Genomic DNA, 22102 nt, shown 5'->3' on the forward strand with positions numbered 1-22102 from the left:
ACTTACTTATCTCGCTTGACATAAGCAAGGCTCTTCCAGACTATGTCCTATCTATACTTTTGCAGTTTGTAATGCTGAAAAAATCAGCGTTGTTGTCGTTAATTAATCACAAGCACATCATTGATAAACTGTCGAAAAAGTAACGAATCATTTATCTATAAAAGCATTCCGTATTATGACTGAACAATATAATGCTGGGGCCATTGAAGTTCTTAATGGTTTAGAACCAGTACGTCGCCGACCTGGGATGTATACGGACACCGCGCGACCTAACCATTTAGGCCAAGAAGTTATCGATAACAGTGTCGATGAAGCGCTAGCCGGATATGCCTCCAAGGTACAAGTTATTCTCCACGCAGATCAATCACTTGAAGTGATCGATGATGGGCGTGGTATGCCTGTTGATATTCACCCTGAAGAGAAAATATCAGGCGTTGAGCTTATCTTCTGTAAATTGCATGCGGGTGGTAAGTTTTCAAACAAAAGCTACCAGTTCTCCGGTGGTTTACATGGGGTAGGTATTTCCGTAGTGAATGCCCTATCCAAGCGTGTGGAAGTGACCGTTCGCCGTGATGGGCAAATCTATGAAATGGCGTTTGAGCACGGTAATAAAGTCGAGGAATTGACAGTAACTGGCACCTGTGGTCGTCGCAATAAAGGGACGAGTGTCCACTTTTGGCCCGATACCAGCTACTTTGATTCGCCTAACTTTTCAGTGACTCGCCTAATCAATAATTTGCGCGCTAAAGCGGTACTTTGCCCGGGGCTCGAGATCACCTTTAGTGATAAGGTTAACAATCTTGAGCACCGTTGGTACTACGAAGACGGCTTAAAAGATTATCTCGCAGAAGGTGTAAAGGGCTACACCTTATTGCCTGAAGAGCCATTTACGGGTGAGTTTGTCGCTGAAACTGAAGCGGCCAACTGGGCAGTGATTTGGCTACCTGAAGGTGGTGAGATGATCACTGAAAGCTATGTTAACTTAATCCCTACCGCACAAGGTGGTACGCACGTTAACGGCTTACGCCAAGGGTTGCTCGATGCGATGCGTGAATTCTGTGAATTCCGCAACCTGTTGCCGCGTGGCGTTAAGTTAACTGGTGAAGATGTCTTTGACCGCTGTTCTTATGTGTTGTCGGTTAAGATGCAAGACCCACAGTTTGCAGGGCAAACCAAAGAGCGCCTTTCTTCACGTCAAACCGCGGCTTTTGTTTCAGGTGTAATAAAAGACTCCTTTAGTTTATGGCTGAATGAAAAACCACAACTCGCTGAATTACTTGCCGAAGTGTGCATAGCCAATGCGCATCGCCGCATGCGAGCCAGCAAAAAAGTGGTACGGAAAAAAATCGCATCAGGCCCCGCGCTCCCCGGTAAATTGACCGACTGTTCAGTGCAAGACCTGAGCCGCACGGAAATCTTCTTTGTCGAAGGGGATTCAGCAGGCGGCAGTGCTAAGCAAGCGCGCGATCGTGAATTTCAAGCGGTTATGCCACTGCGTGGGAAAATTTTAAATACGTGGGAAGTCTCGGCAGACCAAGTGCTGGCTTCACAAGAAGTGCATGATATTTCTGTTGCGCTTGGGATTGATCCTGATAACGACGATCTCGATGGATTGCGTTACGGTAAAATCTGTATTCTCGCAGATGCGGACTCTGATGGTTTACATATTGCCACCTTGCTCTGTGCCTTATTTACCAAACATTTCCGAGCATTAGTCAAAGCGGGTCATATTTTTGTTGCGATGCCTCCTTTGTATCGGATCGACTGCGGCAAAGAGGTCTTTTATGCACTCGATGATGCTGAAAAAGAGGGCATTTTAGAGCGACTTAGCCAGAAAAAAGCCAAAATCAACGTCCAGCGATTTAAAGGTTTGGGTGAAATGAATCCGCTTCAATTGCGTGAAACAACGATGGATCCAAACACGCGCCGCTTGGTGCAACTGACCATTGATGATGCTGAAGCAACGGATGAGATGATGGACATGTTGCTAGGTAAAAAGCGTGCAGATGACCGCCGCGCATGGTTGCAACGTTATGGCGATATGGCAGAGGTGCAATAAATGTCAACTGAAATAACCTTTGATGGTGTTGAGAAACTGCCGCTGCGTAAGTTCACTGAAGACGCCTATCTCAATTATTCGATGTACGTCATCATGGACCGCGCACTGCCTTATATTGGCGATGGTTTAAAACCGGTACAGCGACGTATTATTTATGCGATGTCGGAGCTTGGACTCTCGGCGTCAGCCAAGTACAAAAAATCAGCGCGTACCGTTGGTGACGTGCTCGGTAAATACCACCCGCACGGTGATTCGGCCTGTTACGAAGCGATGGTATTAATGGCACAACCCTTTTCTTACCGCTATCCACTGGTGGATGGTCAAGGTAACTGGGGTGCTCCGGACGATCCAAAATCCTTCGCGGCGATGCGTTATACCGAAGCGAAACTGTCTAAATTCGCTGAAGTTTTACTGGGTGAGCTTGGACAAGGCAACGTTGATTGGCAGCCTAACTTTGATGGCACAATGCAAGAACCACAAATGCTGCCGGCGCGTTTACCTCATATTTTGCTCAATGGCGTCACGGGAATTGCGGTGGGCATGGCGACCGATATCCCGCCACACAATGTGCGTGAAATTGCCGATGCGACGATTCACCTGATCGATAACCCGGAAGCGCAACTGCATGATGTGATGCAGTACGTGCAAGGGCCAGATTATCCGACCGAAGCGGAAATTATTTCACCCAGAATTGAAATTGAGAAAATATATCGCTCAGGTCGCGGCAGTATCAAAATGCGCGCGGTTTGGCATAAAGAGGGTAGTGATGTTGTGATCACAGCATTACCTCATCAAGTCTCAGGCGCTAAATTGCTCGAACAAATCGCTAACCAAATGCGCGCGAAGAAATTGCCAATGGTTGAAGATTTACGCGATGAATCGGATCATGAGAACCCTACGCGTATTGTTATTGTGCCGCGTTCTAACCGCGTAGATTGTGACTTGTTGATGAGCCACTTGTTCGCATCAACCGATCTAGAGAAAAGCTTCCGTGTTAACTTGAACATGATTGGCTTAAACAATCGTCCTGAAGTGAAAGGTTTAGTGACCATTCTTTCTGAGTGGATTGAGTTTCGTCGCACCACGGTTCGCCGCCGCTTACAGTACCGTCTTGATAAAGTCATGGCGCGTTTGCACATCTTGGAAGGTTTGCTCATTGCTTATCTGAATATTGATGAAGTGATTGAAATCATTCGTACTGAAGATGAACCTAAAGCGGTACTGATGGCCCGTTTTGGTATTAGTGCTATTCAAGCCGATGCGATTTTAGATACCAAACTTCGCCACTTAGCCAAACTTGAAGAGATGAAGATTCGTGGTGAGCAAGATGAGCTTGCCAAAGAGCGCGAAAAATTAGAGCAGTTGCTTGGTTCTGAGCGTCGCTTGAACACATTGTTGAAGAAAGAGATCAAAGCGGATGCTGAGAAGTACGGTGATGATCGCCGTTCACCACTGATTGAGCGTGCTGAATCTAAAGCGTTGACTGAGCGTGACCTTGTGCCAAGTGAAGCGATCACCGTTGTGCTTTCGGAAAAAGGCTGGGTACGTCATGCCAAAGGGCATGATGTGGATTGCCAAAGTTTGAGCTACAAATCCGGCGACCAGTATTTGGCTCATGCTTGTGGTAAGAGCAATCAACAGGTCGTATTCTTGGGTAGCGATGGTCGAAGTTATTCGCTTGAAGCTCACTCGCTACCTTCGGCGCGCAGCCAAGGTGAACCGATTACGGGTCGTCTCAACATCACAGAGGGCTCGTCTATTCGCCAAGTAGTGATGGGGGAAGAGGAGCAACTCTGGTTAGTGGGCTCTGATGCCGGTTATGGTTTTGTGTGTAAAGGTGGTGAACTGCTGTCGAAAAACCGTAGTGGTAAAGCCTTAGTTAATTTGCCTGAGAACTCAGAGGTAATGACGCCGCAGGCCATCGGTAATTTGGAGTCTGATGACATTTTAGCGATCACGAATCAGGGCCGAATGTTGCTATTCCCAATCAAAGATTTACCACAGCTAACCAAAGGCAAAGGCAACAAAATAATCAATATTCCTGCGGCTAAGTCCAAAGAGCGTGAAGAGTTTGTGTCACACTTAATCTCCTTGCCTCAAGGAGCGGCTATTACGCTCTATGCCGGCAAACGCAAACTTGGTTTAAAAGCCAGCGATCTAGAAAACTTCCGTGGTGAGCGTGGACGTCGAGGTAGCTTACTGCCGAGAGGGTTACAACGTGTTACTGCGATTGAGATTGAATCAGAACTTAGTGATTCAGATCTTGAGCAAGAGTAAAAGTCTATAAATAAAAGCCCCCTTCGTGAGTTGGGGGCTTTTTTATGTCTCTTTGTTTTGTTTTTGGTGGCTTAGTTTTATTCGCGTAGGTCTTCAACAATTGTCACGGGAAGTGTCATCTCTTCACCCTTACGTAAGATGAGCACATCGACAACGGTACCTGGGCGCAAGTCAGTGACAATTTCCATCACACTCTTGCGACCATTAATTTTTTTACCGCCAATTTTTAGAATAATGTCCCGCTCTTTAAAACCAGCCGTTTCCGCAGGGCCATTGGGGTCAATGCCCAACACAACTATGCCGCCAATATGTTCACTGCCAAGTAGGCGAGATGTTACTGGAGTAATATCTTGCCCATCAATACCGATATAGCCGCGAATCACGCGTCCATCAGCAATGATTTTTTCCATAATGGTATTGGCTAATTTGTAAGGAATCGCGAATGATATACCATCGGTTTTCATTTCAGTTGCTTGTTGAAACGAAGCCGTGTTAATACCGACGAGCTCTCCTTGAGTGTTGACCAAAGCTCCACCTGAATTGCCTTCATTAATGGCCGCATCAGTTTGGATGAAAGCTTGACGTCCATCGGTACTGACTGATGAACGTTCAGTGGCAGAAATGATACCAAAAGTAGTGGTTTGTCCAAGGTTGTATGGATTGCCAATGGCCAGTACCACATCGCCAACTTTCACCGAGTAATTGGGATTTTGTGGAATAACGGGAAGGTTCGTTCCTTCGATTCGCAAAATTGCGATATCCGTGCGTCGATCTTTGCCTACTAATTGCGCTGCTGCGAGACGGCCATCTTGTAAGGCCGCTACGATTTGGTCGGCTTGGGCTACTACGTGATAGTTAGTAATGATGTACCCTTTCTCGCTCACAATCACACCAGAACCTAACCCTTGAATCGACAGTTTACTGCGATCGCTTTCGGTGTATTTTTGGTTGTAAATATTGACTACAGCAGGTGCGGCGCGGCGAACGGCTTGGTTAAACGAAATTTGCAAAGAGAGCGCATTGGGAGACTCTTCGGCCGCGATTTGCGGGAGAACATTTGAACGTAGCGAGGGAACCGCTAGTAAAATAACAATAGCAGCGAGAAGCCCAAGCCCCACTGAACGAAGTAAAAAGTTAAGCATATCTTCCCCAAACAAAACCCGCTATATACTCAGCTTATTTTACACCTGAGCTTGAGAGAGGAAGAATAGCACTACATGATTGAATAAGAAAAGGGCAGCATTTAAATGCTGCCCTGATCACTCGACAAGAGATTCTCACTAATTAGCGAATAACCAAGTAAATAGTTCTATCACCTCGTTGGATATTCAGCGCAAGTATGCTCGGCTTTTTCTCCAAAATTTCGCGTAATTGTGCGAGGTTTTTCACTCGTTGGCGGTTAACACCAATGATGATGTCCTCTTTTTGTAGTTGATACGCTTCTGCCGCTGACCCTTTCTCTATAGCAGTCACTTTAACGCCAGCGATTGGGTCTTGATCCGTCGTATTGGTCAGTGCCGCACCAGTCAACCCCGAGTGCAGTTGCTCTGCTTTAGTTGTGGTGTTGTTTTCACTCAAGGTTACGTCGAAGGTTTTGCTTTTACCATCGCGGATAACATCGATTGTGATTTTTTTACCTGCACCTAATGTTGCCACTTTGGCTCTTAATTCATTGAAGGTAGAAACGTTTTTTCCATTAATAGCTGTGATGACATCACCCGCTTTGATCCCTGCTTTATCGGCGGCGCTATCTTTAATAACTTGGCTAACAAACGCCCCTTTACTTGACTCATAGCCTAGCGCTTCAGCCAGTTCAGAGGTTATTTCACCCCCTTGAACACCGAGCACGCCACGTTTTACCTCACCAAATTCTAAGATCTGTTCGGTCAAGTTTTTCATCATATTTGATGGTATTGCAAAACCTATCCCAACGTTGCCACCATTCGGCCCAAGAATCGCGGTATTAATCCCAATCAATTCACCATTGAGATTGACTAAGGCACCACCAGAGTTGCCACTGTTAATCGCGGCATCGGTCTGAATAAAGTTCTCAAAGTTTTCAAGATTAAGTCCACTTCGTCCTAGCGCAGAAACAATGCCGGAAGTCACCGTTTGACCAAGACCAAACGGGTTCCCGATCGCGACAGTGAAATCACCTACACGCAGTTTGTCTGAATCTGCGATACGAATTTGGGTTAAATTTTTTGCTTTTTTGAGTTTGATCAGCGCGACATCGGACATTTTATCGCCACCGACGAGCTCCGCATCGTATTCTCGGCCGTCGTATAGTTTGACGCGAATCTTATCAGCGCCATCGATGACGTGATAATTAGTCACAACATAGCCTTTGTCTGCGTCAGTAATGACACCAGAGCCTAATGCTCTAAATGGCCGTTCTTGCGATTGGTCGATTGGGAAGTCAGGACCAAAGAAAAATCGAAACTGCTCGGGTAAACGTTGATGGGAGACTTGAGTCCCCTCAACTGAGATACTCACAACCGCTGGTGTCACTTGCTCTAGCATCGGTGCTAAGCTCGGCAGTGGCTCACCACTGACAGAAAAGGGTAGCGCTGCCATTGCGGGTAGTGGGGTGATGATTGAACTTAAACTTAACGATAGAGCGGTTAAAAGAAGTAAAGGTTTTTTCATCATAAGCTCCTTTGGAATAACTGTGTTCGAAGTTTAATATTTGTACGAAAGACAAAACTTCAACACTCTCGTGAGGTTTATGACTCAAAAACCTTTATAAAGTTCATGAATTCAGATTAAACGGCTTTCACCTTAACCACGTCTGCAGAATGAATGATCTCTTTTTTAGGGGTATTAAAAAGCCCTGTTGCGCCATTGGCATAATCTTTCGGTGGCTGTTCCAAAATGTCATCGTTGCTTTTCTCTGTATCATTATGCAGAGCGATTTTTTTGATAAATGGGTTATCTTGCTCTGGCATATTCGGCAGAATTTCAGACGATGTTTTGGCCATGTGTTGATACAGTTTTGTATAATCTTTACCTAGGGTATCGAGTATTTCTGCCGCTTGAGCAAAGTGATCCGACAATTCTTGGCGTTGTTGTTCCAAACTAAATTTCGCGTTATCTAATTCTTTTTGTAGAGACTTTTGGTTTTTATATTGAGGCGTAGTCAATCGTGAAATGACCATTCCCAACACGGCCCCTACTAGCAAGCCTACAATGGCATATATCCAAGGCATAACAGCTCCTTATTGTTGTTATTTAACATGTTTTTTACCTGTTGGTTACACACGTCGCTTGGACATGTTACTATGACTGCTCTAGCCAATAAAGCGAAATACACGAAATAGCAGTTTCCATTTTCTTTAGTGCAGTAGGCGGTCATGACACCAAAACAGCGATATGAACACGATGTAAAAAAACTCGGTTTTCAGCGAGACTCTGCCCAAGAAAGCGCCGTCGATGCGCTGGATTTACTCTACCATCAGTTTCAGGATTATCTTAACCAACCAGTTAAGCTCTCCGCGGTTTGGACCAAATGGCTTGGCCGCCAACCTAAACAGCCTAACTTACCTAAAGGGCTCTATTTTTGGGGCGGTGTCGGGCGAGGAAAAACCTATCTAATGGATACGTTTTTTGAAGCTCTGCCAACCACTCGCAAAATGCGAGTGCATTTCCACCGTTTTATGTATCGAGTTCATGATGAGCTGAAGGCGCTGGCTGGAGTTGAAGAGCCCTTAGAAAAGGTTGCCGATATTTTAAAGTCTGAAACGGAAATTATCTGTTTTGATGAATTTTTTGTATCAGATATTACCGATGCGATGATTTTGGGTACCTTGTTTCAAGCACTGTTTAAGCGCGGCATTATCTTAGTGGTGACATCGAATATTCCACCGCACGACTTATACCGCAACGGCTTGCAGCGAGCACGCTTTCTCCCTGCAATTGCTTTGATTGAATCACACTGTCATGTGTTGAACGTCGATAGTGGCATTGATTATCGCTTAAGAACATTAGAGCAAGCGGAAATTTACCACTATCCATTGGATGAAGCAGCAAGCCACAATTTACAACATTACTATCGGCAATTGGTTGGTGACGAGAAAAAAGAAGCACGCAGTGAGATTGAAATCAATCATCGCACCCTCTCTGTTGTAAAGGCTAGTGATGGTATTTTACATGCGACATTTGAACAGTTATGCCAAACGGCGAGAAGCCAAAACGATTACATTGAGTTGTCCAAAATTTACCATACAGTACTGCTGGCTGATGTGAAGCAAATGGATCGCGCCATCGATGATGCAGCGCGGCGTTTTATTGCGTTGATTGATGAATTTTACGAACGACATGTAAAAGTAATTATCTCCGCCGAAGTGGCGCTGGACGATCTGTATCTGCATGGGCAACTTGAGTTTGAATTCAAACGTTGTCAGTCGCGGTTAATTGAAATGCAAAGTCATGAGTATTTATCAAGGGAACATCTGGCCTAGCTCAATCCGAACACTTTTAAAGCAAAATAAAAAATTCGTGATTTTGTTCAAAAAGAGGTGATTTTTTCTACTGACTTCCCTATAATCCTGCGACCCACCGTTACTGCAGGCCTGTTTCTGTGAAACGAGAGGCCGAGAGAAACCAAACGCTCGAAGGGGCAACTTTGGACTCTTAGACAGTGGGGGCATTTTAATGCTCCTTTTAGTGTAAATTTTATTTAACGGGTTATTATTAGCATGAAAACTTTCGTTGCTAAACCAGAAACTGTAAAACGCGACTGGTATATCGTAGACGCTGAGGGTAAAACTCTAGGTCGTCTAGCAAGTGAAATTGCATCTCGCCTACGTGGCAAACATAAAGCTGAATACACTCCTCACGTAGACACTGGTGATTACATCATCGTTGTAAACGCTGAGAAAGTTACTGTAACTGGTAACAAAGCAGCAGCTAAAACTTACTACCGTCACACTGAATTTCCAGGCGGCTTAAAATCAATCACTTTCGACAAGCTGATTATTCGTAAGCCAGAGATGGTTATTGAGCTAGCGGTTAAAGGTATGCTACCACGTGGTCCTCTAGGCCGTGCTATGTACCGTAAGCTGAAAGTTTACGCTGGCGCTGAGCACAACCATGCTGCTCAACAACCAAAAGTACTAGACATCTAATTGGGGATTTCGAAAATGGCAGAGAATCAATACTACGGCACTGGCCGTCGCAAAAGCTCAGCTGCACGCGTTTTTATTAAACCAGGCAGCGGCAACATTGTAATCAACAAGCGTAGCCTTGATGTTTACTTTGGTCGTCCAACTTCTCGCATGGTTGTTAAACAACCTCTTGAGCTAGTTGAACTAACTGAGAAACTAGATCTATACATCACTGTTAAAGGTGGTGGTATTTCTGGTCAAGCTGGTGCTATCCGTCACGGTATCACTCGCGCTCTAATGGAATACGACGAATCACTACGTCCTGTTCTACGTGCAGCTGGCTACGTTACTCGCGACGCTCGTTGCGTTGAACGTAAGAAAGTTGGTCTGCGTAAAGCACGTCGTAAACCACAATTCTCTAAGCGTTAATCTTTTTTCAAAAGATTCGCTTCCAGTGTTACTGGATTGTGGTTCAAAAGCCCGGTATTTATACCGGGCTTTTTGTTTTTTGGTGTTAGCAAACACTCATTTTTTTAATCACATCATTTGGTTGTTGCTCTTTAATCTTCCTTTTGTGACCTCACGTGCGATTTACTTCACGAATGTTACGAAAAGGTAGCTTTATCTTGTCAAAAAGTAGGGTTTTATTTATGATTTGCCATCAAATAAATACAACTAGATTCGTATTTTGTTAGCCATGCTCTTGATAAGCGGAATAATAATAATCCACAGGGAGCAAATGGGAGAATGTTTGGATGAGCAATGCGCCTTTAAATAACGGTCGCAGACGTTTCTTAACCGCGACAACAGCCGTTGTCGGAGGGTTAGGAGCCGCTGCTGTCGCCGTTCCTTTTATTAAATCTTGGAACCCAAGTGCCAAAGCCAAAGCGGCTGGAGCCCCCGTTGAAGTTGAAATCGGTAAACTTGAAGAGGGGCAAATGGTTCGTGTTGAGTGGCGAGGAAAACCTGTTTGGGTTGTTCGTCGTTCTCAATCAGTGGTCGATGGGCTAAAAGATATCGAAAACCAACTTCGAGATCCTCAATCGGATGAGCAGCAGCAGCCTAATTATGCGCAAAATGCTTATCGATCGATTAAACCTGAATATTTCGTTGCTGTAGGTATTTGTACTCACCTTGGCTGTTCACCTACTTATTTGCCTGATTCTTTTAGTGAACAAGTTCAAGGGGTTAAATCTGGTTTTTTCTGTCCTTGCCATGGTTCGAAATTTGATATGGCGGGTCGAGTTTTTCAAGGTGTTCCGGCACCACTAAACTTGGTTATCCCTCAATATATGTATCTTAGCGATACTCGTATTGTCATAGGATTAGATGAGACCGGGGAGGCTGCATAATGCAAGTTTTACTTGATTGGGTAGAAAAGCGTTTACCTGCAATGAACGCTTACAAAAAACACCTATCTGAATATCCAATGCCGAAAAACTTTAACTTTTGGTATTTGTTTGGATCGTTAGCCATGTTGGTTCTTGTTAACCAACTGCTCACTGGCGTGTGGCTAACCATGAACTATGTGCCATCAGGTGAAGGGGCTTTTGCATCTGTTGAATACATCATGCGTGATGTTGAGTATGGTTGGTTACTGCGCTATATGCACTCCACTGGCGCTTCAGCTTTCTTTGTGGTGATTTATCTACATATGTTCCGTGGCTTAATTTACGGTTCCTATCAGAAGCCTCGTGAGCTGCTATGGCTATTTGGCATGCTGATCTTCTTAGTGTTGATGGCCGAAGCCTTTATGGGATACTTGCTACCATGGGGACAAATGTCCTATTGGGGAGCGCAAGTTATTATCTCTTTGTTCGGTGCAATCCCCGTTATCGGTGATGATTTAACTCTATGGATACGTGGTGACTACGTTATTTCAGGTGCCACTCTGAACCGTTTCTTTGCACTGCATGTGATTGCTTTACCTATTGTTTTATTGTTGCTAATTGTTCTCCATATATTAGCACTGCATGAAGTCGGCTCTAATAACCCTGACGGTATCGAAACCAAAGTACCAAAAGGGTCGATGGGCGATGATTATAAAACGCAGTTTAAATTTCATGACTACTACACCAAGAAATACGACATCATTGATTCGATTCCATTCCATCCTTACGGGACAGTGAAAGATCTTATTGGTGTAGCTGGTTTCTTAATCCTGTTCTGTTATGTGTTGTTCTTTAACCCAGAGATGGGGGGCTACTTCCTTGAGCCGCCTAACTTTGAAGCGGCAAACCCACTAAAAACGCCAGCACACATCGCACCTGTTTGGTATTTCACGCCTTTCTATGCAATTTTACGTGCTGTTCCTGATAAATTAATTGGTGTGGCTGCGATGGGTGCATCGATTGTGGTGTTGTTCTTATTGCCATGGCTGGATCGTTGTAAGGTTCGTTCTTACCGTTATCGTAGTAAGTTCCACTTAATCAATATTATTCAGTTCACTATCTGCTTTATTGCGTTAGGTGTTTTAGGTGCGTTACCTGCGACAGCCACTTACACAATGCTTGCACGTATATTTAGCGTTGGTTACTTCATGTTCTTTGTTTTGTTGTTCTTCTACAGCAAAAATGAAGCAACGAAACCATTACCAGAGAGGGTGACATTTAAATGAAAAAGTGGATTGTAATTTTGTTTGCAATGCTGCCATCTCTTGCTTTGGCAGCTGGCGCAAATGTACATTTAGATAAAGCAAATAATGATTTAACAGATCAAGCATCATTGCAGCATGGTGCAAAGCTATTCATGAACTACTGTTTTGGTTGCCACTCAACTCAGTACCAGCGTTATGAGCGTGTAGCGAATGATTTGAATATTCCCTCGGATTTGATGAAAGAGAATTTGATCTTTGATCCGAATGCCAAAATTGGTCAACTGATGGAGAATGCGATTCCAGATAAGTCGGCAGCGAAATGGTTTGGTGCACCACCACCAGATTTAACGCTTGTGGCTCGTGTTCGAGGAACAGATTGGTTGTATACTTACCTTCGCTCATTTTATGCCGATCCTAGCAGGCCTTTTGGCGTAAACAACATCGTATTCCCAAGTGTCGGTATGCCTCATGTGCTTGAAGAGCTACAAGGGATCCCACAACCAGTTTATGGTACTCATATTGTCAATGGCGAGGAAGTCAAGGCTGTTATTGGTGCCGAGTCTGATGGAACGGGTGAGCTGAGCCAAAGTGAGTATGATCAAGCGGTCCGTGACATTGTTAACTTCCTTGAATATTCAGCAGAACCAGTAAAGCTTGAACGTCAAACTTTAGGTTGGTGGGTAATGGCATTCCTTGTGCTATTTACTATCGTGGTTGTTCTATTGAAGAAAGAATATTGGCGTGATGTGCATTAATTGTGCTACCATGCGGCGTTAATTTCTAATTTTTAGAATCTTCAATGGAGGCTTGGCCTCCATTGTTTTTATATCTGTAAGTGTGCTGGAGGGCTCCATGGCTGTAGCTGCCAATAAACGTTCTGTGATGACGCTATTTTCGAGTGCATCTGATATGTATAGTCATCAGGTACGTATTGTTCTAGCGGAAAAAGGTGTCAGTGTTGAAGTAGAATTAGTTGATGAAACCAATCTGCCAGCTGACCTTATTGAGCTAAACCCATATAAGACAGTACCAACGTTAGTTGATCGTGAGCTTGCTCTTTATGACTCAAAGATCATCATGGAATACCTAGATGAGCGTTTCCCTCATCCACCGCTGATGCCTGTTTATCCTGTGGCTCGTGGTAATAGCCGTTTGATGATTTACCGTATTGAGAAAAACTGGTACTCACTGGCTGAGAAAGTCGTGAAGGGTAATGCGGAAGAGTCAGAAGCTGCTCGTAATAAATTACGCAATGATCTGCTTACTCTTGGTCCTGTGTTCGCGGAATACGAATATTTTATGAGTGAAGAGTTTAGCCTCATTGACTGCTATTTAGCTCCATTACTATGGCGCTTACCTATTTTGGGTATTGATCTGATTGGTCCTGGCTCTAAAGAGCTTAAAGTATATATGAATCGTGTTTTTGAGCGTGATTCATTCTTGGCTTCTTTAACAGAAGCTGAACGTGAGATGCGTTTAGTTCGTTAAGGCAGTTTGATGGATATCTCTCAAATGACTCCTCGCCGACCTTATATGCTTAGAGCATTTTATGATTGGCTATTAGAAAATGAATTGACTCCTCATGTTGTTGTGGATGCTACTCTTACAGGTGTACGAGTGCCGATGGAGTTTGTGCAAGATGGACAAATTATCCTTAATCTTGCCCCAAGAGCGATAGGTAACCTTGAGCTTGGTAATGAAGCGATTACGTTCAATGCTCGCTTTGGCGGACGTCCTCATTCGGTCATAGTGCCTTTGTACGCAGTGCAAGCTATCTATGCACGTGAAAACGGTGCAGGTACTATGTTTGAACCTGAAGAGGCCTATATCCCTTATCTAGAAGCGGGCATAACAGAGGAATCTGAACAAGAGCCGATGTTAAGCGTTGCTTCTCAAGAAGATGAGGAATTATTAGAGACTCGAGCACAAGAAACTTCTCGGCCGAAGGGAAAACCAAGCTTAAGAGTTATTAAGTAACTCATTTTCACACATTAAGCAGTCATGATCGAAAAAGCAGCGATATTCGCTGCTTTTTTTCTAAAAAAAACAAAGGATAACCGAGGTTATTCGCTGTATTGAAATGCCTTAATCACCTGTTTTACGCCTGATATGTTTCGGGCAATATCACTGGCTAGATTAGCCTGTTCTGCCGATACATAGCCAAGTAAAAATACTTCTCTATTTTCTGTGATTACTTTGATTTTGATTGTGTTCAGTTCAGAATTGGCCAACAGCGCTGATTTTACTTTAGTCGTAATCCAACTGTCGTTACTGATTTCGCCAATTGATAAAGGCGCTTTTATTCTGACTTGATTATGAATGGTTTTGACCCCTTTTGTCTCACGTGCTTTATTTTCAAACTCATTGAGTAATCCGGAGTTTTCAGCTTGTCCCATCAACACGACAATCCCTTGATAAGAACTGGCCGTAATGCGAGTTTTTCCGTTAAAGGGGGTTTTATTGGCGATACCTGCTACTTCAAATTCGATGTTATTATCATTCCAAATTTCTTGAGTGGTTCGAGGGTCTGTTACTAGGCTCGCTGTTGTTGCCGCGCCAGCAAGGATAACTCCTGCACAACCTGATACAGCAAAGCTCAACAGTAGAATGAGTGAAAGTTTTAATCTATTCATTGTCTATTCTTCATGAGAAGGGAAAAGGACTTGATCAATCAAGTCACATAAGCAGTGTAGGGTGACCATATGAACTTCATGGATTCGAGCCGTCCGCTGCGAGGGGATGCGGATCTCCACATCATTTTCACCTAGAAGACCAGCCATTTCTCCACCGTCTTTGCCTGTGAGAGCGATAATCGTCATATCACGAGTCACAGCCGCTTCCATCGCTTTAATGATGTTTTTGCTGTTACCACTGGTTGAAATAGCCAACAAAACATCACCAGGCTGACCAAATGCACGTACCTGTTTAGAGAATATTTCTTGGTAGTGATAGTCGTTAGCAACTGCGGTTAACGTGGTATTGTCTGCGGTTAATGCAATGGCGGGTAAACTCGGACGTTCAGTTTCAAAACGGTTCAGTAAGCAAGAAGAAAAAAGCTGGGCATTGGCCGAAGAGCCACCATTACCGCAACAGAGAATTTTATGACCGTTAAGTAGCGTTGCCACCATGGCTTGTGCAGCATGCGTGATCGCATGGGGTAGTGCTTCAGCAGCCGCAATTTGAATTTGGATGCTTTCGGTAAAACTGTCTTTAATGCTGTCGAGCATCGTTTATCCTTGAGTTATTGCGTTTTTAATCCACTCAATGTGGTGCACATCTTGGTGGATGGCGATCACATCGAAACGAAAATCGGTGTCATAGGGCGATAGGCCATGTTTCAGTAGCCATAAATTCGCGGTTTTGATCAACTTTGCCATTTTTGCGGTAGTAACCATTTCTGCGGCATGCCCATGACATTGGTTTTTTCTGTATTTAACCTCTACGAACACTAAGGTGTTTTTATCTCGCATAATGAGGTCGATTTCACCGACTTTGGTATTGAAGTTTTGTTCAATAAAAGTCAAACCACAACCTAATAAATAGTGTTTGGCTGCGGTTTCATACTGTTGACCAACTGCGCGGCGACTAAAGAGCGCCATGCACCGCCCAACTGATCTCTCTCTGTACCACGCATTGCTCATCAATACTTAATGTGCCTGTTTTGCCATCGATACTATACCCCTCGACGACTTTCATTTGTGGCAACTCAATCATTAACTGATAAGCATCCATACCTAATGCTTGTAAGCGCCGCTCGCTATTGGAGTTCTTTGGCCACAATTGGTTCATTTCATTATCCAGCATTGAATTGGGATGAATGAGTAATGGAATATCGCTATAAGTTACACCAGAGAGGTCTTCATACTGTGTGTTACCACTGTTACTACGAGAGTTTGAAAACAGTTTGGGTGGCTTAGTGTCAGGGTTAATTGCGACCTCGATAAAGGGTTTAATTAAAGTCAATTCTGCGCTGTTAGCCACGATATAAACCGAATCGATATCACGACGACTGCGGGGCAGGCTTTGTAAATCAATACCCATCAACGCATCCATTTGCGCGATATTTTGTTGGCTATCTTGCAGACCAAATACTGAGTTAATGTTGCGTTGCAATTGACGCTTATCACCAAATAGGTTCACCGATACTTTATTCTTGCTGTATTTTTGCCATTCTGCGTTAAACGCTTCTACTACACGCTGGCCGTAATTACCTTGAGGAGCGAGTATTAAAGGGTATTGATAGCCTTGGCTAAACAGATACTTAGCGGCTTGTTCAACCTCTTGCTCTGGCGAAAGTGCAAGATAGCAAGTGTTAGGATGATCTTCAATTTGGTCTGGAATATTCAACGCCAGCGTAGGGATAGAAGCTAAGCGTGCTTGTTGAAGCTTATGTAGATTCTCGATGTTCTCTTTGATGAGTGGTCCAACAATGAAATCAATGTTTTTTTCAATCAGTTGCTTGTCTATGAGCGCGGCGTCTTCGACATTGGTATCAATCACAGTCAAGGTAGCATTGAGGTCACGGTTACGGTCATTCATCATCGCCATGATAAAGCCATCACGGATCAGTTGAGCTTGCGTGGCAAACTTTCCTGAAAGAGGAAGTAACAACGCGGTGTTAGTGGGCTTGATGATCTCCAGCGCTAAAATATCTTGTATCGCTTTAGGCGTATAACGAGCCGCTGGGTGATTGCTGTTTTCCGCAAGCCATTTTTCGAGCGTATTCTTCAGCTGCGGAATATTGCTATTGAGCGTTTTCATATATACAGCCAGTTGTAGCCAGCCATCGAGCACGTTTTCGTTAGGCTCTGGATTGAATTGGGTAATTTCACGTTCGCTATAGTGATTGAAATTGAGCCAAATTTGATCGGCAATCGCCTCTTGCTCGGCATCATCAACGTAAGTGCTTAATGCAATAAGCTCCCTACTTGAATCAAAAGGGCGGCTGAGCGCGGTAAAAATATCGGCGCGCATTTGATGGTATTGAGCCCATGTTTCAGGGCTTAGCTTCCACCAAGCCTGAAAATTAAGCTGAGAGAGCGCTTGTGAAAACTGTTCCGCATTACTCAACAACTGCGCTTTAGCCATTTGCCATTCAGCTTGTTGCGCTTCAGAGAGCGACTGTTTGGCTAAGCGCATAATCAACAGTTGCGCTTGTTCGCTGTTGTTTTCGTTAATGGCGGCTTTAAGAGCCATGATCAACCAATCATTTTGCAGTGGACCTTGGCTACTATCTGCTTGCATCAAGTAAGTTTGCGCTGACTTGGTGGGATCTTGCGTAATATCGACTGAGGTGGGCGTCGACGGTGAAGACGAACACGCCGCCAAAGCCATTGCTAATGCAACGGGCGTGAATAAGCGTGGTACACTGAGTCTCGGATGGTTCTTCATAGCCATGAGTTCTTTCGTTATTCCGTGTAAAATTGTCTCTATATTAATCGTTGAAGTGATGGTAAACAAATGACAGATAGCAAAACCTTGCCAGCAGAGATCCCAACTCTCTACATTGTTCCTACGCCAATTGGCAATTTGGGTGATATTACCCAGCGAGCCATTGAAGTACTCTCAAGTGTTGATGTTATCGCTGCGGAAGATACACGCCATACTGGCAGACTTCTCGCTCACTTCAATATCCAGACTAAAACCTTTGCCTTGCATGATCACAACGAACAGCAAAAAGCACAAGTGTTAGTCGATAAATTATTATCAGGGCAATCTATTGCGTTGGTTTCTGATGCAGGAACGCCACTGATCAGTGATCCAGGGTACCATCTTGTCAATCAATGTCGTCAAGCTGGTGTGAGAGTTGTGCCACTTCCGGGCGCCTGTGCTGTGATTACTGCGCTCAGTGCATCAGGCTTGCCTTCTGATCGTTTCAGTTTTGAAGGTTTTTTGCCGCCGAAAAGCAAAGGGCGTAAAGATAAATTCCTAGAGATCGCTAAGGCTGAACGCACCTGTATTTTTTATGAGTCACCACACCGAATTAGCGAATCACTGCAAGATATGTTAGCTATCTTAGGGCCAGATCGTAACGTGGTGCTAGCCCGCGAGCTCACCAAAACCTTCGAGACGATTCAAGGTTTGCCGTTAGGCGAACTGATTAATTGGATTAATGAAGATGAGAACCGCAAGCGTGGTGAAATGGTGTTACTGATCCATGGTTACAGAGAAAGCGTGGACGATAGCTTGCCGGACGAAGCATTGCGCAGTTTAGCGATTTTGACAAAAGAGCTGCCTCTGAAAAAAGCGGCCGCATTGGCGGCTGAAATTTATAACCTTAAGAAAAATGCCCTTTATAAGTGGGGGCTTGAAAACCTATCTGCTTAATTAGCCAGCGGCATCTTGATGTTTTAAATCGATGGATAATTAAACGCTTAAGCGTGAATTAAACACAGAAGTTGTTTGAGCCTAGACAGTACCTATCTTTCTCTATACAATCCGCCCTCGGAGTTGACTGGGTAGTCGCTGCTTCATTGATGTCCTTTAGCCTTGTGCTGAGGAGACTGATGGAGGGGAGGAAAGTCCGGGCTCCATAGAGCAGGGTGCCAGGTAACGCCTGGGGGGCGAAAGCCTACGACAAGTGCAGCAGAGAGAAGACCGCCGATGGCCCAATTTCTTCGGAATGGGCACAGGTAAGGGTGAAAGGGTGCGGTAAGAGCGCACCGTGCGTCTGGCAACAGTTCGTAGCAAGGTAAACTCCACCCGGAGCAAGACCAAATAGGCTTCCACATTGCGTTGCTCGCGTAAGGAAGCGGGTAGGTTGCTTGAGCCAGTGAGTGATTGCTGGCCTAGACGAATGGCTACTGCCGCGCAAGCGGAACAGAACCCGGCTTATACGTCAACTCCACCTATTGCAGACCCATCATAACTCTTGCGGTTATGATGGGTTTTTTGCTTTTTATTGACGAAAATTATTTCGTAAGCACTAAACTTAGCGCAATATCACGTGATGCCAACGTCAAGTGGTAGCGATGCGGCGTTAAATCAGTAAACTGAATACTTGCGCCGTAGCCGATTGCTATATTTCAGCTTTAGCCCGATGAGAAAACGATGACTGAACCTTTTCAACACATTTCTGTACTACTGAATGAATCCATTGATGGCCTTGCTATCAAACCAGACGGTATTTATATCGACGGCACGTTTGGCCGTGGTGGTCATAGTCGTACAATTCTCTCTAAGTTGGGTGACAATGGTCGTCTGTACAGCATAGATCGCGATCCACAAGCGATTGCTGAAGCTGGAAAAATTAACGACCCGCGTTTTACTATCATCCATGGCCCATTTTCTGGCATGGCACAATACGCTGAGCGCTACGATCTGGTCGGGAAAGTGGATGGAGTACTACTTGATTTAGGCGTTTCCTCGCCGCAGTTGGACGATGCCGAGCGCGGTTTTAGCTTCATGAAAGATGGCCCGCTTGATATGCGTATGGACCCGACGTCAGGGATCCCTGTCTCGCAGTGGCTTGCGCAAGCCGATTTGGACGACATTACTTGGGTGATTCGTGAATTTGGTGAAGACAAGCACGCGCGCCGTATTGCCAAAGCGATTGTCGCTTACCGTGAAGACGATGAAAAAGAGCCTCTGACGCGCACCAGTCAATTGGCTAAACTGATTTCAGAAGCTGCGCCGAAAAGCTTTAAAGAGAAAAAGCACCCGGCTACGCGCTCATTTCAAGCATTTCGTATCTATATCAATAGTGAATTAGAAGAGATCGACACTGCATTAAAAGGCGCAGCTAAGATCTTAGCCCCACAAGGGCGTTTATCGGTGATCAGTTTCCATTCGCTTGAGGATCGCATGGTCAAACGCTTTATTCGTAAAGAGAGTAAAGGCCCAGAGGTTCCACATGGTTTGCCGTTAACAGAAATACAAATTCAGGCATTGGGCTCAGCCAACTTAAAACCAGTTGGGAAAGCGATTATGCCAACTAAAGAAGAAGTGGAACTCAATCCCCGCTCACGCAGCTCAGTATTACGAGTTGCTGAAAAACTGTAGTCCATGTCTAAGTCGCCGCCTAACTTAACCAAACTGATTGCACTTGACCTGTTTACGGTGGGTCGAGTGCCGCTTATTTTGTTAATGTTAATTTTTGCCAGTGCGATGGGAGTGGTGTTTATTACCCATCATTCTAGGCAGGCGATTTCAGAAAAAGATCAAACCTTAGTTGAGCGCGAGCGGCTCGATAATGAATGGCGTAACCTCATTCTTGAGGAAACGGCCCTCGCAGAACATAGCCGCGTGCAGAATCTTGCCAAACAAGAGCTGGAAATGAAGCGACCTGATTCTGATAAAGAAGTGGTGATTACGCTCAAATGAAAAAAAACAAAGACAAAGCCCAAGCGGCACCTCGTCAAGAAAAAGCGACATCTCCTATTTTGATCCGTTGGCGATTCTATCTCATCCTCTTTTTTGTATTCGTTGCTTTCGCTTTATTGGTTGGGCGCGTTGCCTTCATCCAAATTATCGAACCGGATAATTTGATCCGCGAAGGGGATATGCGCTCTGTCCGAGCCAAAACCTTGCCATCGGCACGCGGAATCATTTCAGATCGTAATGGTGAACCTCTCGCAGTCAGTGTTCCTGTCGATGCAGTATGGGCTGATCCTGTGGCTATTTTTAAAGCCGGCGGCTTAGTTGAACGTGAACGTTGGTACGCACTGGCTGATGTGTTAGGCATTAAGCGCAGTGAGCTGCTGAAAAAAATTGAAGAGAACCAAACCCGCCGTTTTATCTATTTGCAGCGTCAAGTGAGCCCTGCAATGGCCAATTATATTCGCGAACTTAAATTAGCGGGTGTGGGGCTAAAGGCCGAATCTCGCCGTTACTATCCAGCTGGTGAGGCGAGTGCGCACTTAATTGGTGTGACGGGCATCGATGGCCACGGTTTAGAAGGGGTTGAGCGCAGCTATGATAAATGGCTGACGGGGGAAGCTGGCAAACAGGTGATCCGCAAAGATCGGTATGGCCGAGTGGTGGAAAATATCTCGCTTGAAGAGCGTGAAGAGGGCAAGCCACTGGCGTTGACCATTGACCAACGTTTGCAAGCGATCGCCTTTCGTGCGGTCAAGCAAGCTGTGGCGGACTATCGTGCCACTTCGGCATCGGCTATTTTGCTCGACGTGAAAACGGGTGCAGTATTAGCGATGGTTAACGCCCCCTCATACAACCCCAATAACCGTTCCGATTGGCAAAGTTTTAAAATGCGTAACCGCGTGATCACGGACGCCTTTGAACCGGGCTCAACTGTCAAACCTTTTGTGGTATTGGCCGCGCTTGAAAATGGCGTTGCGAATGACAAAACGGTGATTGATACAGGGAATGGCATCATGCAAATCGGCGGCAGTCGAGTGCGTGATACCTCAAAAGTCGGCAAAGCCGATTTAACCTTAATTCTGAAAAAATCGAGTAACATCGGAGTGGCTAAGCTGGCGCTTGAAATGCCTCTCGAAGCTCTATTAGGTATGTATACCTCTGTAGGGCTTGGTGAAATGTCCGGTTTAAACCTCGTCGGTGAGACTTTGGGTATTTTCCCGAATCGCCGCCGTTGGTCACCGTTTGAAATTGCCACCTTGGCATTTGGCTATGGTTTGTCAATTACCCCCATTCAGTTGGCTCATGCTTATGCTACTTTAGGCAATTTAGGTCAGTACCAACCAATCCATATTATTGACAGCAACCAGCAAGATTTATCACGCCAAGTGGTTGATAAAACTAATGCTAAGAAAGTGTTGGAAATGTTAGAAACCGTTACCCAACCCGGTGGCACAGCAACTCAAGCCGCGGTTCCGGGCTATCGTATTGCGGCCAAGTCAGGCACTTCGCGCAAAGCGATTGCCGGCGGTTATGGTGATGAATATTTTGCTTACACGGCAGGAGTGGCTCCAGTGAGCGACCCTCGAGTCTCGTTAGTGGTGATGGTGAATGAACCTCAAGGTGACTTATATTATGGCGGCTCCGTTGCCGGCCCTGTCTTTGCCGAAATAATGAAAGGAGCGTTGCAGATCCTCAATGTCGCTCCTGATGAAAATCGATTCCAAAAATAATTAAGAGAGAAGCACA

Annotated in this window: 21 protein-coding genes and 1 other RNA gene; 15 read left to right on the plus strand and 7 right to left on the minus strand. The window is 44.9% G+C overall.

Translation table 11 applies throughout. From position 1 onward, the window contains the following. The first annotated feature begins 175 nt into the window (after positions 1–175). Both parE and parC read left to right on the plus strand, forming a co-directional pair. Positions 176–2059: a DNA topoisomerase IV subunit B gene (gene parE / locus AACV32_RS02715; protein ID WP_017042666.1), complete on the plus strand. Its 1884-nt coding sequence runs from the start codon at positions 176–178 to the stop codon at positions 2057–2059. Then, positions 2060–4336: a DNA topoisomerase IV subunit A gene (gene parC / locus AACV32_RS02720; RefSeq protein ID WP_017046502.1), complete on the plus strand. Its 2277-nt coding sequence runs from the start codon at positions 2060–2062 to the stop codon at positions 4334–4336. Positions 4337–4413: 77 nt separating this feature from the next. Here parC and degS read toward each other — a convergent pair whose 3' ends face one another. The 3 genes from degS to zapG form a co-directional block, all read right to left on the minus strand. After that, on the minus strand, positions 4414–5478 hold the full coding sequence (gene degS / locus AACV32_RS02725; protein WP_026027947.1) for an outer membrane-stress sensor serine endopeptidase DegS: 1065 nt from the start codon (positions 5476–5478) through the stop codon (positions 4414–4416). Between the two features lie 142 nt (positions 5479–5620). Beyond that, on the minus strand, positions 5621–6985 hold the full coding sequence (locus AACV32_RS02730; RefSeq protein ID WP_026027948.1) for a Do family serine endopeptidase: 1365 nt from the start codon (positions 6983–6985) through the stop codon (positions 5621–5623). A 116-nt stretch (positions 6986–7101) separates the two neighbouring features. Next, positions 7102–7545, minus strand: a complete 444-nt coding sequence (gene zapG / locus AACV32_RS02735) for a Z-ring associated protein ZapG (RefSeq protein WP_017046504.1) — start codon at positions 7543–7545, stop codon at positions 7102–7104. Between the two features lie 144 nt (positions 7546–7689). On the opposite strand from zapG, the gene zapE reads away from it, so the two are divergent. The 8 genes from zapE to sspB all read left to right on the plus strand — a co-directional run bounded on the left by zapE (position 7690) and on the right by sspB (position 14014). Then, positions 7690–8796, plus strand: a complete 1107-nt coding sequence (zapE, locus tag AACV32_RS02740; RefSeq protein WP_170895620.1) for a cell division protein ZapE — start codon at positions 7690–7692, stop codon at positions 8794–8796. Between the two features lie 237 nt (positions 8797–9033). Then, the gene (gene rplM, locus AACV32_RS02745) at positions 9034–9462 is read left to right on the plus strand and encodes a 50S ribosomal protein L13 (protein WP_013856066.1); all 429 of its coding nucleotides are present in this window, start codon (positions 9034–9036) and stop codon (positions 9460–9462) included. Between the two features lie 15 nt (positions 9463–9477). Further along, on the plus strand, positions 9478–9870 hold the full coding sequence (gene rpsI, locus AACV32_RS02750; RefSeq protein ID WP_010318040.1) for a 30S ribosomal protein S9: 393 nt from the start codon (positions 9478–9480) through the stop codon (positions 9868–9870). A 326-nt stretch (positions 9871–10196) separates the two neighbouring features. Further along, on the plus strand, positions 10197–10793 hold the full coding sequence (gene petA, locus AACV32_RS02755) for a ubiquinol-cytochrome c reductase iron-sulfur subunit (RefSeq protein ID WP_010318038.1): 597 nt from the start codon (positions 10197–10199) through the stop codon (positions 10791–10793). After that, positions 10793–12058, plus strand: coding sequence for a cytochrome b (locus AACV32_RS02760; protein WP_017046505.1), 1266 nt, complete (start codon positions 10793–10795; stop codon positions 12056–12058). The genes petA and AACV32_RS02760 overlap by 1 nt, the downstream gene beginning before the upstream one ends. Continuing rightward, positions 12055–12792 (plus strand): cytochrome c1, encoded by a 738-nt coding sequence (locus AACV32_RS02765; RefSeq protein ID WP_094123837.1) that lies wholly within the window; start codon positions 12055–12057, stop codon positions 12790–12792. The genes AACV32_RS02760 and AACV32_RS02765 overlap by 4 nt, the downstream gene beginning before the upstream one ends. A 97-nt stretch (positions 12793–12889) precedes the next feature. Continuing rightward, positions 12890–13525: a stringent starvation protein SspA gene (sspA, locus tag AACV32_RS02770; RefSeq protein WP_026027272.1), complete on the plus strand. Its 636-nt coding sequence runs from the start codon at positions 12890–12892 to the stop codon at positions 13523–13525. Between the two features lie 9 nt (positions 13526–13534). Further along, the gene (gene sspB / locus AACV32_RS02775) at positions 13535–14014 is read left to right on the plus strand and encodes a ClpXP protease specificity-enhancing factor (RefSeq protein WP_026027949.1); all 480 of its coding nucleotides are present in this window, start codon (positions 13535–13537) and stop codon (positions 14012–14014) included. Between the two features lie 86 nt (positions 14015–14100). Here the strand turns inward: sspB and AACV32_RS02780 are convergent, their stop codons facing one another. The 4 genes from AACV32_RS02780 to AACV32_RS02795 are packed head-to-tail and all read right to left on the minus strand — an operon-like array spanning position 14101 to position 17428. After that, positions 14101–14670: a BON domain-containing protein gene (locus AACV32_RS02780; RefSeq protein ID WP_170895621.1), complete on the minus strand. Its 570-nt coding sequence runs from the start codon at positions 14668–14670 to the stop codon at positions 14101–14103. Between the two features lie 3 nt (positions 14671–14673). Beyond that, on the minus strand, positions 14674–15264 hold the full coding sequence (locus AACV32_RS02785; protein WP_010318025.1) for a phosphoheptose isomerase: 591 nt from the start codon (positions 15262–15264) through the stop codon (positions 14674–14676). A gap of 3 nt (positions 15265–15267) precedes the next feature. Next, positions 15268–15636 carry a YraN family protein gene (locus AACV32_RS02790; RefSeq protein ID WP_170895622.1) on the minus strand — a complete coding sequence of 123 codons (369 nt, stop codon included), beginning with the start codon at positions 15634–15636 and terminating at the stop codon, positions 15268–15270. Beyond that, entirely contained in the window at positions 15623–17428 is a 1806-nt protein-coding gene (locus tag AACV32_RS02795; RefSeq protein WP_170895633.1) for a penicillin-binding protein activator, read from the minus strand. Before AACV32_RS02795 ends, AACV32_RS02790 begins: the two co-directional genes overlap by 14 nt. A 69-nt stretch (positions 17429–17497) precedes the next feature. Between AACV32_RS02795 and rsmI the strand changes: the two genes are divergently transcribed. From rsmI to AACV32_RS02820, 5 genes are all read left to right on the plus strand, one after another. Then, entirely contained in the window at positions 17498–18364 is an 867-nt protein-coding gene (rsmI, locus tag AACV32_RS02800; RefSeq protein WP_013856074.1) for a 16S rRNA (cytidine(1402)-2'-O)-methyltransferase, read from the plus strand. 119 nt (positions 18365–18483) lie between these two features. Then, an RNA gene (gene rnpB / locus AACV32_RS02805) (RNase P RNA component class A) lies at positions 18484–18887 on the plus strand. A gap of 200 nt (positions 18888–19087) precedes the next feature. Next, positions 19088–20038: a 16S rRNA (cytosine(1402)-N(4))-methyltransferase RsmH gene (gene rsmH / locus AACV32_RS02810; RefSeq protein ID WP_010318016.1), complete on the plus strand. Its 951-nt coding sequence runs from the start codon at positions 19088–19090 to the stop codon at positions 20036–20038. Positions 20039–20041: 3 nt separating this feature from the next. Beyond that, complete coding sequence (gene ftsL / locus AACV32_RS02815) at positions 20042–20359, plus strand: cell division protein FtsL (protein ID WP_010318013.1); 318 nt, start codon at positions 20042–20044, stop codon at positions 20357–20359. Next, the gene (locus AACV32_RS02820; protein WP_013856076.1) at positions 20356–22086 is read left to right on the plus strand and encodes a peptidoglycan glycosyltransferase FtsI; all 1731 of its coding nucleotides are present in this window, start codon (positions 20356–20358) and stop codon (positions 22084–22086) included. Before ftsL ends, AACV32_RS02820 begins: the two co-directional genes overlap by 4 nt. Positions 22087–22102 lie beyond the last annotated feature (16 nt).

It is taken from the genome of Vibrio sp. B7, from assembly GCF_963888765.1.
In the GTDB taxonomy this organism is placed as follows: Bacteria; Pseudomonadota; Gammaproteobacteria; order Enterobacterales; family Vibrionaceae; genus Vibrio; species Vibrio anguillarum.